The sequence below is a fragment of the Bradyrhizobium icense genome (genome assembly GCF_001693385.1).
Classification (GTDB): Bacteria; Pseudomonadota; Alphaproteobacteria; order Rhizobiales; family Xanthobacteraceae; genus Bradyrhizobium; species Bradyrhizobium icense.
This window is the reverse complement of record NZ_CP016428.1, coordinates 6,935,680-6,949,060: the sequence shown is the minus strand read 5'-3', so window position 1 is coordinate 6,949,060 and position 13,381 is coordinate 6,935,680. Positions and strand designations below refer to the sequence as shown.

Sequence of the window (13,381 nt, the reverse complement as noted above, 5' to 3'; positions counted from 1 at the left end):
TGCGATGGCCGGAAAGCTGAAGATCCGCGTCGACCAGGACAAATGTCAGGGCCACGCACGCTGCAAATCACTGGCACCGGAACTGTTCGAGCTCGACGAATTCGGCAACGCGCACGAAGTCGGCGACGGCTCCGTGCCTGCGGGTCTGGAAGACAAGGCCTGGCTTGCTCAGAGCAACTGTCCCGAGATCGCGATCGAGGTGACCGAGGAATAGCCCGGTCCCAATACCGATTTGATTCCACCTGGATCTGAACGAACCAAACAGAGGATTTGCTCCGATGTCCGATTCCGCCAGCATCATGCCCGAACATCCGCCGGTCACCGACTGGGTCAACGATTTCGACCACACCGATCCGACATGGACGGAGAACCCGTTTCCGATCTGGGAAAAGCTGCGCGCGGCTTCGGCCGTCGTTCACACCGAGCGCTTTCTCGGCTGCTACATGCCGACCACCTACCAGGCGGTGAAGGAAATCGCCTACGACACCGAGCACTTCTCTTCCCGCCGCGTGATCGTGCGCGACGTTCGCCCGGAGATCACGGCCCGCGCGCCACCGATCACCTCCGATCCGCCCGAGCACAAGCCGGCCAAGCAAATTCTGCTCCCGCCGTTCACCCCGGACGCGATGAAGAAGCTCGAGCCGCGTGTACGCGCGATTTGCAATGAGCTGATCGACGAGTTCATTGCCGACGGCAAATGCGACGCCGCCGCGCGCTACACCAAGCACGTTCCGGTGCGTGCGATCGCGCACATGCTTGGGATTCCCGAGAAGGACGGCGATCTCTTCATCAAATGGATTCACGGCATCCTCGAGCTCGGCATCAAGGACGACAATGCGCTGATGGAGGCGGTGAGGGAGATGACCGGCTATTTCGCCGGCCATCTCGAGCAGCGCAAGAGCAATCCGACCGACGATCTGATCTCGACGTTGATGAAGGCGAAAGACAGGGATGGAAATCCGTTGGCGGACGAACATGTGCTGGGCTCGCTGCGGCTGCTATTGATCGCCGGCATCGACACCACCTGGAGCGCGATCGGATCTTCGCTGTGGCATCTGGCCAAGACACCGGCGGACCGCGAACGCCTCGTCAAGGAGCCGGAATTGATGCCGCTCGCCGTCGAAGAGTTGCTGCGCGCCTATTCGCCGGTGACGATGGCGCGCGAGGTGATGAAGGAGACCACGATCAGCGGCTGCCCGGTCAAGCCCGGCAACATGGTGCTGCTGTCGTTTCCGGCCGCCAACCGCGATCCCGCCATGTTCCCCGATGCCGACAAGGTGGTGATCGACCGCAAGGAAAATCGCCATGCTGCATTTGGCCTCGGTATTCACCGCTGCGTCGGCTCCAACCTCGCGCGCATGGAAATGACGGTTGCGATCGAGGAATGGCTGAAGCGGATTCCGGATTTCAGGCTCGATCCGGCCGGCAAGGTCACCTGGTCGGAAGGCACCGTTCGCGGCCCGCGCCAATTGCCGCTGCTGTTCGGGAAGGCGAACTGATTGCAACACCGGCGTGGCCCGACCTCCCCCGCTTGCGGGGGAGGTCGGATCGCATCGTCAGATGCGATCCGGGTGGGGGCTCTCTCCATACGAACAGCGTGACTCGCGGCGACGCCCCCACCCCAGCCCTCCCCCGCAAGCGGGAGAGGGAGTGGAGTTCCGACGCGGCGGCTCTTCGATCTAATGCGCTGCTGCCACTTGACCTCGATCTTCGCGTCGCTGAACGGTGGGATTTATAAGAAACAAGAGGCGAAGAGATACCGCCGGCAGCAGACGGGAGATCGTTATGAGCCGTATCTTTGGCGCGGTTTGCCAAAATGGATACGTGGTACGGGACATCCGTGCCGCCATGGATCACTGGGTCAATGTGATGGGCGTCGGGCCCTGGTATTATATCGAGAAGGTCAAGACCGACTACTTCCGCCATCGCGGACAGGACTCCGCCATGGAGATGAGCGTGGCGCTCGCCAATTCCGGCGATCTCCAGATCGAACTGATCCAGCAGCGCAACAATGCGCCCTCGATGTACAAGGAGTTTCTCGACTCCGGGCGCGAAGGATTGCAGCACATGTCGTACTGGACCCGGGACTACCAGGCTCTCTACGACCGCGCATTGTCGCTTGGCTATAAAGTGGGACACGAGGGCCAGATCGGCGGCGAGCAGGGCCGCTTCGCCTATTTCGATACGCAAGCCCATCCCGGCACGGTGGTAGAGATTTCCGACATCAGCGGCAGCAAGGGAAGTTTTTTCGAGCACATCCGCCGGGTTGCGAAAGATTGGGACGGCTCCGATCCGATCCGCGAAGTCGGCGGCCGCTGAGCGATCCGCGATCCGGCAACTGTGAGGTAAGTTTAGGACCAGAGCGCGGAGGCGTCCGCACGGGGCAACAAGAACAGGAACGTAAGGAAAAGCGGATGGCAAGACTTCCCCTGATCGACCCAGCGGCCACCAGTGGCGACATACGCGCGTCCTTCGACAGGATGCCGGTCGTGCTGAACATCTTCCGGATGATGGCGCATGCGGAGGCCAATTTCATTCCGGCGATGCGGTTCGCCAATTCGATCCTGCACCGCCAGAAGCTCAGCCACGTCAATCGCGAATTGCTGATCCTCCAGGTCGCACAATGGGAGCACGGCGAATATGAGTGGCGGCAGCATGTTCCGATCGCGCTCGGCGTCGGAGTTACCCAGCGGCAGATCGACTGCATCGAACAGGGCAAATACGAGGACGCCGCCTTCAATGCCGCCGAAACGGCGCTGCTGGGTTTCGGCCGCGAAGTGATCGAGAACGTGCGCGTTGCCGAACCTGTTTTTGCCGCCATGCGCAAGCATTTCAGCGAGCAGGAGATCGTCGAATCGATACTCGCGATCGGCTTCTACATGACAATGGCGCGGCTGACGGAAGCGACCGGAGTTGACCTCGATCCTGCCGCTGGGATGACCGTCTTCGAAGGCGGCCAGAAGCGATCGGGTTGAGAAGGTCCTTTCAGGCGGTCACGGTGGATTGACCGACGCGGCTCTCGACATAGCGCAGCAGCCGCTCGGTTCCAGCCAGCGCAGCCGTGGCATCACCGCGCGACAGCGCTAGCGCGATGTCGATGTGCGCCTCCACGCCTTCCTGCGACAACGTTCGACCGTGATGGGTAAACCAGAAGCGGCGATTGAGCGGAGCGATCACCTGCATCATCGAACCCGCAAGTTCGTTCCGGCAAGCGGCAACGCAAAGGCGATTGAATTCTGCATCGAGCCGAGCGAAGGCGTCGAAGTCATGCGTGCGCAGCGCAGTCTTCATTCGGGCGGCGATCTCGCCAAACCGCCTGCGTTCGGATTCGCTGGCCCGCACGGCCGCCGTCTTTATCACCAACGTCTCGATCGCGCGGCGCGTTTCGATCAGCATCACCTCTTCCTCGGGCCTGATCGGCGTGACGATGCAGCCGCGGCGGGGCAGGACCAGCAGAAGCCGTTCCCGCGCCAGCCGCTGCATGGCTTCCCGCACGGGAGTGCGGCCGATTCCAAGCTGGGCTGAAAGCTCGGCCTCCGACACCGGCGTGCCCGGCGCCAATTGCAGCGTGGCGATCATCTCTTCGAGCAGGTTATAGGCCCGATCCGTCAGGCTTTCGGCTTCCGCCGGCTGCTGTTTGCGCGCTTTGGGTTTCCTTGAGGCTTTGGACAAGGCGTCTGGTTCCGGCTCGAATCACGGTTGACGAAGTGCATCTGATATATTATCTGATATATCAGATGCCGTGCCGTCCGAATGAGTCGGGTAGGCATGGCGGGCAATGTATCCGGGAGCGAGAATGACCGCACGTCCTCCGGTTTCTGACTGGGCCACGGATTGGGATCATCTCGATCCGGCCTGGACCACCGACCCCTATGGGATCTGGGACGGTCTGCGGCAGCGATGTCCGATCGCCCATACGGACCGCTATAGGGGGGTCTACTTCCCGACGCGCTATCAGGACATCCGCGACATCGCCTACGATTACGAAAATTTTCGTCGCGCCGCGTGGTGGTCCGCGAAAGCGACTACCGGGTGAATTCGCCGCCGATCACGTCGGATCCGCCTGACCACCGCCCGATGCGGATGGTCCTGATCCCGCCCTTCACGCCGCAGGCCGTCGCGAAGCTCGAAGCAAAGGCGCGGGCAGTTTGCAATGAGCTGATCGACCGCTTCGTCGCCAATGGCATATGCGACGGTGCGGTCGACTACGCCCAGAACATTCCCGTGCTGATCATCAGTCACATGCTCGGGATTCCGGCCGAGCACGGCGATCAGTTTCGCGAATGGATCACGATGGCGCTGCAGACCGGCGTCACCGACGAAGCGGCGCTTCGGCAGGCGGAGGAGGCGATCGCCGCCTATTTCGAGGTGCAAATCAAGGCGCGCCGCGAAGATCCGGGCGAGGATCTCGTCAGCTTCCTGATCGCAGCGCGTTCGCCCGATGGCAAACCATTCTCGGACCGCCAGGTTCTTGGTGCATTACGCCTGCTGCTGGTGGCCGGCATCGATACCACCTGGAGCGCGATCGGATCATCGCTGTGGCATTTGGCGACGCACGAGCAGGATCGGGCAAGGCTCGTGGCGGACCCGGAATTGATTCCAACCGCGGTGGAAGAACTGTTGCGTGCCTATGCGCCGGTGACGATGGCACGGGAGATCGCGAAAACGACAGATGTCGGCGGCTGTCAACTGCGGGAAGGACAGATGGTGCTGCTGTCGTTTCCCGCCGCCAATCGCGATCCCGGAAAATTTCCCGATGCGGACAAGGTCGTGATCGATCGCAAGCACAATCCGCATGCCGCCTTCGGTCTCGGAATTCACCGCTGCATCGGCTCGAATCTCGCGCGGATGGAAATGGTGGTGGCGTTGCAGGAATGGCTGAAACGCATTCCTGTCTTCAGCCTCGATATTTCGAAGCCCACCACCTGGTCGCAAGGTACGGTTCGAGGCCCGCGCAATCTGCCGATTAGGATCGGATGAGCCGAACGTTCGTCGGTTTGTATACAGTAAGAACTTGAGAGAAGGACCAGCCATGGGCGTATCGTTTGAACGAAGCCACGATATCATGATCGAGACTCCGCCCTCGGCGGTCTATGACTATGTCTGCAATCCGAATTCCTGGCCGGAGTGGCTCGCCGCCTCCCATCACATCGACGGCGAAAACCGCCCCCTGCTGCGCGGCGAGACCTTTCGCGAGAAGTGGCACATCAAGCGCGGCGAGGTGAATCTGGCGTGGGTCGTGACCGAAAGCGATCCGTCCAGGGCCTGGACCGTTGAAGCCGATACCGATTTCATCGGCAAGATCGTCATCCGCTACATTTTTGAGGCGACCGCAACCGGCACGAAATATACGCGGACGTTATGCAACCCCGACCGGCCGTCGGCGCCAAGCCCTGCGCAGATCGCCCGGATGGATGAAGAGGCGGCGATCGGACTTCAAAACATCAAATGCAACGTCGAGAAGCGTTTCCTTGCGCTGTTCGAAACCGGCCGGGCATAACCGCATGAGCGAAAACCGCGTTCTCATCGTGAAAATCGATCCGGAAAAGTGTCAGGGCCATGCGCGCTGCCATGCCCTGGCGACTGAATTGTTCGAGCTGGACGAATTCGGCAACGCACGCGTCCGCGGCTCCGGCCAAATTCCACCCTCGCTCGAAGACCAGGCATGGATTGCGAGAGCCAATTGTCCCGAACTGGCGGTCGAGATCGTCGAACAGGCGAAGGCTCCGGACTGATAGCTGCGCATTGACCGCTCCGCCTGTTGCAGCGATCATCGACGGTTCAAGCGCAACGATGGCGTGGAGCGAAAACAATGACAGGTGAGCCCGGTTCGAGCGGTCCGCGACCATTAGGCGAAATCGCCAGCTATCACGCCCACATCTACTACGACCCAGCGACCACGCGGGCCGAGGCCGAGCAGTTGCGTACCTGGATCGGGGAGCGCTTTTTGGTCACGCTCGGACGGTGGCACGACGTCAAGATCGGGCCGCACGATCAGGCCATGTACCAGGTCGCCTTCGCCCGCGAGGTGTTCCCCGAACTGGTGCCCTGGCTGATGCTCAACCATGGCAAATTGAGCGTTCTGGTCCATCCGAATACGACCAACCCGCGCCGGGATCATCTGGCCGATCCAGTCTGGATCGGGCCGGCGCTGGCCGTACATGGCGATAAGCTGCCGGAGCACGCCGAGATGGAGGAGGCGCCCGCGCCGAATACCAGTCCAATTCTCCGGCCTTGAGCGCGGCTCCGCCGGTCGGAAGCCCCGTCCGGCTTGCCAACCCAAGGCTTGAACCTGCGGATTTGGCCGGTCATGATGGCCGGGAGCGCCTGTCTCGATTATGCCTTACTTTGGTTTGCATTATGGTGGGAATTATTCGGTGAATCCCTTAGGAATCATTCGATTCCGAAGCGCCGAGCCGGGGACGGATGGATAGAGCGAAGACCAGCACAGCCGGGCTTGCGTCAAGTCGCGGTAGCCGATTGCTCCGTGAGACGGCATTCGGCACGGCGGCGCTCGCCATGGCGCTGGGGTTGGCCGCCTGGGTGACCGATTTCGACGTGGTCGGCCTAGTCAAGCCCGCTTCCGCGAATGTCGGCAGCACATCCTCGTTCGACGAGCGCTTCGGCCCGGGCTCGGTGCGCCGTTCGCTGGCCATCAACTACCCCTGGCGTGCCGCCGCGCGCCCGCAGCGCGCAGACTTCGATGCGGAGTTCGCGTACATCGAAATCCTGTTGGGCGGACAATCGCGAGAGGAGCAATCGCGCGAGGAGAACGTTCAGCCCCCGCCGCCGGCCCCGACGGTCGAAGCGGCCATCCCGCTCCCGAGGTCCCGGCCGGTCCTGGCCAACCTTCAGTCGACGAGAAACGATCCGCCACCGGCCTCGTCCGACAACCGCACCATGTTCGAGAAGCTCGCCGATCTGGTGCCGATGCGCTTCTCGCTGGCGTCGCTGACGCCGGCGGATGGGCTGCTCAGCGAGCGCAAGGATCTGGCGGCGCTGGGCTATGACAGTCAGACCGCTGTCTACGACATTTCGGCCCGCGCCGTTTACCTGCCGAGCGGCACCAAACTCGAGGCACACTCGGGCCTGGGCAGCCTGATGGACAATCCGGCGCATGTCGACCAGCGCATGGTCGGCGCGACGCCGCCCAACGTCTACGATTTGAAGCCGCGCGAAAAACTGTTTCACGGTGTCGCGGCGCTGCGCATGACGCCGATTGGCGAGAACGAAATGCACGGGCGAACGGGCCTGCTCGTGCACAGTTACCTGCTCGGGCCCAACGGCGATTCCAACGGCTGCGTCTCGATCAAGGATTACGACAGGTTCCTGCAGGCTTACCGGAACGGCGAGGTCAAGCGGCTTGTCGTCGTGCCGAGTCTGCGCGAAGGCCTCACCGCGTCGCGGCGTTCGCCATCTCCGTCATGACCGCAGTTGCGGGCGATGCCGCCGATTCCGACACGCCGTTGCGGGCCATCTTCAAGATCAGCCTGAACGGCAAGACGGAGTCGATCGCGACCGTCGGCCAGGCCTATCGCTTCATCACCACTCTCTCCTCGATCGAATGGATCGAATTCCGCGCGCTGCATGCCCATGCGGTGCAAGCACTGCAGGGCGCCGCTGATAACGCGATGCTGACCGTACAGGCGACCGACGCGCTACGTGCATTGTTCGTCCGCGCGAAACTGTTGTGAGGCCCGCCAGGCTGCCCGTGACGCGTTGGTCTGCCCGGCTTGTCGGTGGAGCCTTCCCGCGGCTATGCATCATGGACGCTTGAGAAAATATGTCCCAAGGGGAGTGCCCGCATGCCTGCAAGTCACGCCGAGGTTGAAGACGATCGCCGGATCCGGGAATTGTTGCAGAACTGGGCGATCTGGCGCGATGCCGGAGACTGGGAGCGTTTTCGCACGGTCTGGCATCCGGACGGCCGCATGATGGCGACCTGGACGCAGGGCACCGGCGACGAGTTCATCGAAATCAGCAAGCAGGCCTGGGCCAAGGGGATCAGCATCCTGCATTTCCTCGGCGGCATCTCGGTCGACCTCGCGGGCGCCCGCGCGATTGCGCAGACCAAGATGACGATCTCACAGCGTGCCGAGGTCGAGGGCGTCCTGTGCGACGTGCTCTGCACCGGGAGATTCTACGACTTTCTCGAAAAGCGGGAGGGGCGCTGGGGTATCGTGCTGCGCCAGCCGATCTATGAGAAGGACCGCATGGACCCCGTCACGCCGGGCACGGCGCCGGTGCTGGACAAGGCTCTCCTCGAGCAATTCCCGCCGGGTTACCGCCATCTCGCCTATTTGCAGACCCGCATCGGCTATACGGTGAAGCGAGACATGCCAGGCCTGAAGGGACCCGAGGTCGAGGCTTTGTATGCGCGCGGCGCGGCGTGGCTGCAAGGCAAGCCGCTTAGCTGATCTCCTTGCGTACGGTTGCTGCCGCGTCGCACATCGCCTTCAGCTTCCCAAACGCGACGTGGCGCGGCATGTATTTCATGCCGCAATCGGGCGCGACGACCAGCCGGTCGGCCGCGACATGCTTCAAGCCGTTGCGGATGCGGTCCGCTACCAGATCCGCGGATTCGATCTCGGGATTGCCGAGGTCGAGCACGCCGAGCATAATCTTCTTCGACGACAGGTCCTTGAGCACGCCGAGGTCGAGTTTCGGCTGCGCCGCCTCGATCGAAATCTGTTCGGCGCTTGTGTCGGCAAGTTCAGCAAGGAAGGAATAGCCGGCCGGCTTGGTCGAGCCGGGGACGACTGCGGCATAGCCGAAGCACAGATGCACCACGGTCGGCACCGTGATGCCGTGCAGGGCGCGGTTGATCGCCTTGACGGCGTAGCGGCGCGCGAGATCCGGGTTGTTGCGCACCCAGGGCTCGTCGAGTTGGATCACGTCAGCGCCGGCCTTTTGCAAATCCAGCGCTTCGGCGTTGACGGCTTCGGCAAATGCCATCGCCAGTTCTTCATCGTCCTTGTAGTACTCGTTCTTCGCCTGCTGGCTCATCGTGAACGGGCCGGGCAGGGTGATCTTGGCCGCCTGATCGGTATTCTGCCGCAGAAATTCCATGTCGTGCAGCTCGACCGGGCCGCGGCGCCTTACCGGACCGACCACACGCGGCACCGGCGTCTCGTGTCCGCTGCGCGACGTGATCATCGCCGGATTTTCGTCATCGATGCCTTCAAGTGCAGTGGCGAAGCGATTGGAATAGCTTTCACGGCGGATTTCGCCGTCGGTTACGATGTCGATGCCGGCGCGCTCCATGTCCCTGATTGCAACGATGGTGGCGTCGTCCTGCGCTTCCTCCAGATGCTCCGCGGGCAGCCGCCACATCGCATGCAGGCGCGTGCGGGGCACGACCTTTGACAGCATCGCGCGATCGACCAGCCATTCCGGCTGCGGGTAGCTGCCGACGACGGTGGTGGGAAGCAGGTGTTTTGGCAGGTTCATGATCGTCTCCGTGTTCTTGTTATTGCGCTCTTCGATCTTCAAGCCGCGCGCGTTGCGGCCGCTGCGACCTCGTCCTTCACGGGATTGCGCAGCACGCCGATGCCGGATACCTCGACCTCGACCACGTCGCCATCCTTCATCCACAGCGGCGGCGTGCGATAGGCGCCGACGCCGCCGGTCGTGCCGGTGACGATGACGTCGCCCGGAACCAGTTCGGTGAAGGTCGAGCAGTAGGCGATCAAGGCTGGGACATCGAACACGAGGTCCGAGATCGGCGCGGCCTGCACTTCGACGCCGTTGAGACGGGTCGTAATGGCCTGCTTGCTGATATCGGGGATTTCGTCCGTCGTGACCATCCACGGCCCGAACGCTCCGGTGCCGACAAAATTCTTTCCCGGCGCGAACTGCGATGTGTGGCGCTGCCAGTCGCGGATGCTGCCGTCATTGTAGCAGGCATAGCCCGCGACATGCGCCAGCGCCTCTTCGCGCGAAATCCGGCGGCCGGCCTTGCCTATGATGACGGTCATCTCGCCCTCAAAGTCGAAACGTTCGGATTCCAGCGGCCGGATCATCGGCTGGCCGCCGCCGACCTGGCTATTGGCGAAACGGGTGAAGATCATCGGGTGCGGCGGTGTGGGGTGGCCGCTCTCGGCAAGGTGCGTGGCGTAGTTGACGCCGATACAGAAGATCTTGTCGGGATCGGGCACGGTCGGCAGCAGCTCGATTTCGGCCAATGCGTAATCGGGACGCTCACTCTGCAGTGCTTTCAGTTCGTCGAGCGATCCCCTGGCGAGCAGCGACTTCAGGGTCGGATAAGCCTTAAGCCGTTTTTCGGCATCGATAATGCCTGCGTTCGTGACCAGGCCGTAGGTTGCCGTCTGACCTGCCTTGAAACTCGCGATCCTCATGTTGTGACACTCTCTTCGACGTTGGAAACGTAGGGCTGGATGGGCAGCACGATCTCGCCCGACCGGATCGGGACGCAGTCCGGCGGGAAGTCCTGATGGAAGTGCGCGCCGGTTTCCGCTGCGCGGTCGAGAAAGCGTTCGAGGTGATCCATGGCGCCACTCGGAAGATCGTGCAGCACCATCAGGCTCCACGGCTGCGAGCCGCACAGCTCGAGGGCTCGGTCGACCCAGCCGTCGGGATCGTCCCAGTCGCGCGGGATCGCGTTCCAGAGCACGCAGCTATGCCTGTTGCGGATGAGATAGTCGACCGCGGAGGGCTTCAACAGCCGCTGATCGAGATTGCCGCCACCGCCGAACGGCCGAAACCAGCGCTGCGCGTGGGCAAGATCGCCGATCGCGTCCTGCGTCCGGCCGATCTCGCTTTGTGCCGCGTTCGGATCGCGTTGCTGCCCGAGCGGCACGGTGTGCGTAAAGGTGTGATTGCCGATCCAGTGGCCTTCATCATGCGCGCGTGCGGCCAGCCGGCGGCGTTCACCATCGCCGAGCTTTTCGCCAATCACGAAGAAGGTCGTCTTGATGCCGCGTTCGCGTAAGATATCGAGCACGCGCGGCGTGACACCGGGCTCGGGACCGTTGTCGAATGTCAGCGTCAGGTCGAACACGCAGCCCTCCGTCAGGTCGCAGGCTGCAGGGCAGCCGGCGCGACTTCGCCCGCGGACTCTTGGCCGGCGCGTGTGCCGGTCTGCCAAATCGCGGCCTTGCGCTCGATCCATTTGATGGCGGCGTTGAAGGCGACCGCCATCGCCAGCACCAACAGCACGCCGGCGAACACGTGCGGGCTGTCGAGAATGGTGCGGTAGCGCGAGATCAGATAGCCGATGCCCGCGGACGAGATCAGCATTTCCGATACCACCACGCCGACGATCACGAGCGCGCCGCCGACGCGCAGTCCCGACAGCACCGTCGGGATCGCCGCCGGAATGATGACGCGAACCAGCCGCTGGCTCAGCGTCGCGCCCATGCTGCGGGCGGCCAGCAGCAACTGCGGATCGATGGTCTGGATGCCTGCGGCAGTCGCCAGCATTGTCGGCAGAAAACCATAGATCGAAGCGAATGCGATCTTGGATTCCGAGCCGATGCCGAGCCAGACCGTGAAGACGGGATAGAGGATGACCAGCGGCACCGCATAGAGGCTCGAGACCATCGGCATGATCAGGATGCGCGGCCGCGGCAGGCTGCCGACGATGGCGCCGAGCAGGATGCCGCCGCCGCAGGCGAACGCCATCGAGATCGCGACTTCGTAGAGCGTGACGGCAAGGGCGTGGCCGTATTCGCCCGCCTCGTTCCATCCGGCCGCGAGCGTGGATGATAGCGACGGCAGAAACAGTTCCGGAATCAAGCCGGCGCGCGGCAGGATTTCCCACAGCGCGATCAGGCCGATCACGATCAATCTGCGAAGCGTTGCCGCGCTCATCTCTGCCTCACGCCGATTTGCGGATGTGTCGCCAGATGCGGTCGCGCAGGCTGCCGAAGGCGTCGCCGCTCAGCATCTCGTAGGTACGCGGGCGGGGCAGCGAGACCTGCAGATGATCGACGATGCGGCCGGGGCGCGGCGACATCACGATCACCTCATCGGCGAGATAGACCGCCTCCGTCAGGCTGTGGGTGACGAACACCACCGTTTTGCCGGTCGCCGCCCAGATGCGCAGCAGCTCGTCGCCCATTGTCATCCGGGTCTGTTCGTCCAGCGCGGCGAACGGCTCGTCCATCAACAGCACCGGCGGGTCCTGCACCAGGCCGCGCGCAATCGAGACGCGCTGCTTCATGCCGCCGGACAGTTCATGCGGATGGCGCTTGCCAAAGCCGTCGAGGCCGACCAGTTTCAACGCATCCTGCGCCCTGGCGCGGCGATCGGCTTTTGTGACGCCACGCAGCGCCAGCGGAAACTCGACATTCTCTTCCGCCGTCAGCCAGGGAAACAGGCTGGCCTCCTGAAACACCACGCCGACCCGGTTCGGATCGGGCTCGGGGATCGGCGCGCCGCTGATGGTGATCGTGCCGGAGGTCTGCTGGCGCAAACCCGCCATCATCATCAGAAGCGTCGACTTGCCGCAACCGCTCGGGCCGACCAGCACGACGAAGCGGCCGGGCTTGACGTCGAGCGAAACGTCTTCCAGCGCCACGACATCCTGTGTCGTGGTCTTGAAGATCTGCCCGACATTGCGGACTTCGATCGCGCCGGCCGGCTTCAGCGGAGTTATGTTCGCCAATGGCTGCATCGTGTCTCCACCCATCTGACCAGTTCATTGAAGGCAATCGCGATGGCCGCGATCATCACCACGCCGGCCAGCAGTTGCTTCATCTGGAAGTTCTCGCCCCAAGTCGCAATCTGGTGCCCGATCCCGTCGCGCGAGGCGTACATTTCGGCGAGGATGACGCCGGTAAGATTGAAGATCATCGAAATCCGCAACGCCTCCAGCAGAACGGGGAGCATGCTAGGCAGATATACCCGGAACGCGGTCTGGACAGGCGTCGCGCCGTAGGAACGCGCCACGGTCAAATGCTCGACCTTGACCGACTCCACCGCGGTCGTGGTCGACATGATCACGATGAAGATCGTCGAGAAGAAACCGAAGCCCACCTTCTGCGAAAAGCCGACTCCGAACACCAGGATGAACATCGGCAGGAAGATTGACTTCGGAATGCTGAACGCGAAGAACAGCAGCGGCTTTGCCACCTCGGCAAAATAGCGATTCTCCGCGATCAGGAAGCCGATCAGCGCGCCGACGGGAACGGCGAGCGCGAACGCGGTCACCACCTCGCTCGCGGTGACCGCGAGATCCTTGCGCACGCTCGCCCGCTGCAGGAGATCGCCCAGCGTTGCGAGCGTATCGGTGGCGGAGGGAAGCAGGCGCGGATTGACGATGCCGGTCCGCGACAGGATCTCCCATATCGCAAACAGCGCCACCACGATGGCGACCCGCGCCGCCTTTACGCCAAGGCCTGCTCGCATCGCGCCTGCC

General features: G+C 62.9%; 17 protein-coding genes and 1 pseudogene. 11 read left to right on the top strand and 7 right to left on the bottom strand.

Features of this window, described 5'->3' with window-relative positions:
- Positions 1-4: 4 nt before the first annotated feature.
- The 4 genes from LMTR13_RS32160 (at position 5) to LMTR13_RS32145 (ending at position 2,975) form a co-directional block, all read left to right on the top strand.
- The gene (locus tag LMTR13_RS32160; RefSeq protein WP_065731271.1) at positions 5-214 is read left to right on the top strand and encodes a ferredoxin; all 210 of its coding nucleotides are present in this window, start codon (positions 5-7) and stop codon (positions 212-214) included.
- A gap of 64 nt (positions 215-278) precedes the next feature.
- A complete protein-coding gene (locus LMTR13_RS32155) occupies positions 279-1,499 on the top strand; it encodes a cytochrome P450 (protein WP_065731270.1) in 1,221 nt (406 codons plus the stop codon).
- 286 nt (positions 1,500-1,785) lie between these two features.
- Positions 1,786-2,319 carry a VOC family protein gene (locus LMTR13_RS32150; protein WP_065731269.1) on the top strand — a complete coding sequence of 178 codons (534 nt, stop codon included), beginning with the start codon at positions 1,786-1,788 and terminating at the stop codon, positions 2,317-2,319.
- A 95-nt stretch (positions 2,320-2,414) separates the two neighbouring features.
- A complete protein-coding gene (locus LMTR13_RS32145) occupies positions 2,415-2,975 on the top strand; it encodes a carboxymuconolactone decarboxylase family protein (protein ID WP_065731268.1) in 561 nt (186 codons plus the stop codon).
- Positions 2,976-2,985: 10 nt separating this feature from the next.
- On the opposite strand, the gene LMTR13_RS32140 is transcribed toward LMTR13_RS32145, so the two are convergent.
- A complete protein-coding gene (locus LMTR13_RS32140) occupies positions 2,986-3,672 on the bottom strand; it encodes a GntR family transcriptional regulator (protein ID WP_065731267.1) in 687 nt (228 codons plus the stop codon).
- 106 nt (positions 3,673-3,778) lie between these two features.
- Here LMTR13_RS32140 and LMTR13_RS32135 point away from each other — a divergent pair.
- The 7 genes and pseudogenes from LMTR13_RS32135 (at position 3,779) to LMTR13_RS32105 (ending at position 8,417) form a co-directional block, all read left to right on the top strand.
- Positions 3,779-4,980: pseudogene (locus LMTR13_RS32135) on the top strand (cytochrome P450).
- 52 nt (positions 4,981-5,032) lie between these two features.
- Positions 5,033-5,500 carry an SRPBCC family protein gene (locus LMTR13_RS32130; RefSeq protein WP_065731266.1) on the top strand — a complete coding sequence of 156 codons (468 nt, stop codon included), beginning with the start codon at positions 5,033-5,035 and terminating at the stop codon, positions 5,498-5,500.
- Between the two features lie 4 nt (positions 5,501-5,504).
- On the top strand, positions 5,505-5,735 hold the full coding sequence (locus tag LMTR13_RS32125) for a ferredoxin (RefSeq protein ID WP_065731265.1): 231 nt from the start codon (positions 5,505-5,507) through the stop codon (positions 5,733-5,735).
- Positions 5,736-5,812: 77 nt separating this feature from the next.
- On the top strand, positions 5,813-6,238 hold the full coding sequence (locus LMTR13_RS32120; protein ID WP_065731264.1) for a DOPA 4,5-dioxygenase family protein: 426 nt from the start codon (positions 5,813-5,815) through the stop codon (positions 6,236-6,238).
- A 242-nt stretch (positions 6,239-6,480) separates the two neighbouring features.
- Positions 6,481-7,428 (top strand): DUF2778 domain-containing protein, encoded by a 948-nt coding sequence (locus tag LMTR13_RS32115; protein ID WP_236843207.1) that lies wholly within the window; start codon positions 6,481-6,483, stop codon positions 7,426-7,428.
- The gene (locus tag LMTR13_RS32110) at positions 7,425-7,694 is read left to right on the top strand and encodes a hypothetical protein (RefSeq protein ID WP_065731263.1); all 270 of its coding nucleotides are present in this window, start codon (positions 7,425-7,427) and stop codon (positions 7,692-7,694) included. The genes LMTR13_RS32115 and LMTR13_RS32110 overlap by 4 nt, the downstream gene beginning before the upstream one ends.
- A gap of 111 nt (positions 7,695-7,805) precedes the next feature.
- A complete protein-coding gene (locus LMTR13_RS32105; protein ID WP_065731262.1) occupies positions 7,806-8,417 on the top strand; it encodes a nuclear transport factor 2 family protein in 612 nt (203 codons plus the stop codon).
- Here LMTR13_RS32105 and LMTR13_RS32100 read toward each other — a convergent pair.
- Genes LMTR13_RS32100 through LMTR13_RS32075 form a run of 6 tightly spaced genes read right to left on the bottom strand, consistent with a single transcriptional unit; the run spans position 8,410 to position 13,371 of the window.
- Positions 8,410-9,450 (bottom strand): 5-methyltetrahydropteroyltriglutamate--homocysteine methyltransferase, encoded by a 1,041-nt coding sequence (locus LMTR13_RS32100; RefSeq protein ID WP_197520949.1) that lies wholly within the window; start codon positions 9,448-9,450, stop codon positions 8,410-8,412. The two genes, LMTR13_RS32105 and LMTR13_RS32100, sit on opposite strands and share 8 nt — an antisense overlap.
- Positions 9,451-9,488: 38 nt before the next feature.
- On the bottom strand, positions 9,489-10,358 hold the full coding sequence (locus LMTR13_RS32095; protein ID WP_065731261.1) for a fumarylacetoacetate hydrolase family protein: 870 nt from the start codon (positions 10,356-10,358) through the stop codon (positions 9,489-9,491).
- Positions 10,355-11,020 carry a polysaccharide deacetylase family protein gene (locus tag LMTR13_RS32090; RefSeq protein WP_065731260.1) on the bottom strand — a complete coding sequence of 222 codons (666 nt, stop codon included), beginning with the start codon at positions 11,018-11,020 and terminating at the stop codon, positions 10,355-10,357. The genes LMTR13_RS32095 and LMTR13_RS32090 overlap by 4 nt, the downstream gene beginning before the upstream one ends.
- 11 nt (positions 11,021-11,031) lie before the next feature.
- Positions 11,032-11,832: an ABC transporter permease gene (locus LMTR13_RS32085; RefSeq protein WP_065731259.1), complete on the bottom strand. Its 801-nt coding sequence runs from the start codon at positions 11,830-11,832 to the stop codon at positions 11,032-11,034.
- Positions 11,833-11,839: 7 nt separating this feature from the next.
- A complete protein-coding gene (locus tag LMTR13_RS32080) occupies positions 11,840-12,637 on the bottom strand; it encodes an ABC transporter ATP-binding protein (RefSeq protein WP_236843206.1) in 798 nt (265 codons plus the stop codon).
- The gene (locus LMTR13_RS32075; protein ID WP_065731257.1) at positions 12,616-13,371 is read right to left on the bottom strand and encodes an ABC transporter permease; all 756 of its coding nucleotides are present in this window, start codon (positions 13,369-13,371) and stop codon (positions 12,616-12,618) included. The genes LMTR13_RS32080 and LMTR13_RS32075 overlap by 22 nt, the downstream gene beginning before the upstream one ends.
- Positions 13,372-13,381: the final 10 nt, after the last annotated feature.

Excerpts from the sequence above, each read along its gene's own strand:
- LMTR13_RS32150 (WP_065731269.1), top strand. The coding sequence starts at position 1,786 with ATGAGCCGTATCTTTGGCGCGGTTTGCCAAAATGGATACGTGGTACGG.
- LMTR13_RS32120 (WP_065731264.1), top strand. The coding sequence starts at position 5,813 with ATGACAGGTGAGCCCGGTTCGAGCGGTCCGCGACCATTAGGCGAAATC.
- LMTR13_RS32095 (WP_065731261.1), bottom strand. The coding sequence starts at position 10,358 with ATGAGGATCGCGAGTTTCAAGGCAGGTCAGACGGCAACCTACGGCCTG.
- LMTR13_RS32125 (WP_065731265.1), top strand. The coding sequence starts at position 5,505 with ATGAGCGAAAACCGCGTTCTCATCGTGAAAATCGATCCGGAAAAGTGT.
- LMTR13_RS32105 (WP_065731262.1), top strand. The coding sequence starts at position 7,806 with ATGCCTGCAAGTCACGCCGAGGTTGAAGACGATCGCCGGATCCGGGAA.
- LMTR13_RS32110 (WP_065731263.1), top strand. The coding sequence starts at position 7,425 with ATGACCGCAGTTGCGGGCGATGCCGCCGATTCCGACACGCCGTTGCGG.
- LMTR13_RS32160 (WP_065731271.1), top strand. The coding sequence starts at position 5 with ATGGCCGGAAAGCTGAAGATCCGCGTCGACCAGGACAAATGTCAGGGC.
- LMTR13_RS32080 (WP_236843206.1), bottom strand. The coding sequence starts at position 12,637 with ATGCAGCCATTGGCGAACATAACTCCGCTGAAGCCGGCCGGCGCGATC.
- LMTR13_RS32155 (WP_065731270.1), top strand. The coding sequence starts at position 279 with ATGTCCGATTCCGCCAGCATCATGCCCGAACATCCGCCGGTCACCGAC.
- LMTR13_RS32085 (WP_065731259.1), bottom strand. The coding sequence starts at position 11,832 with ATGAGCGCGGCAACGCTTCGCAGATTGATCGTGATCGGCCTGATCGCG.
- LMTR13_RS32145 (WP_065731268.1), top strand. The coding sequence starts at position 2,415 with ATGGCAAGACTTCCCCTGATCGACCCAGCGGCCACCAGTGGCGACATA.
- LMTR13_RS32075 (WP_065731257.1), bottom strand. The coding sequence starts at position 13,371 with ATGCGAGCAGGCCTTGGCGTAAAGGCGGCGCGGGTCGCCATCGTGGTG.
- LMTR13_RS32100 (WP_197520949.1), bottom strand. The coding sequence starts at position 9,450 with ATGAACCTGCCAAAACACCTGCTTCCCACCACCGTCGTCGGCAGCTAC.
- LMTR13_RS32130 (WP_065731266.1), top strand. The coding sequence starts at position 5,033 with ATGGGCGTATCGTTTGAACGAAGCCACGATATCATGATCGAGACTCCG.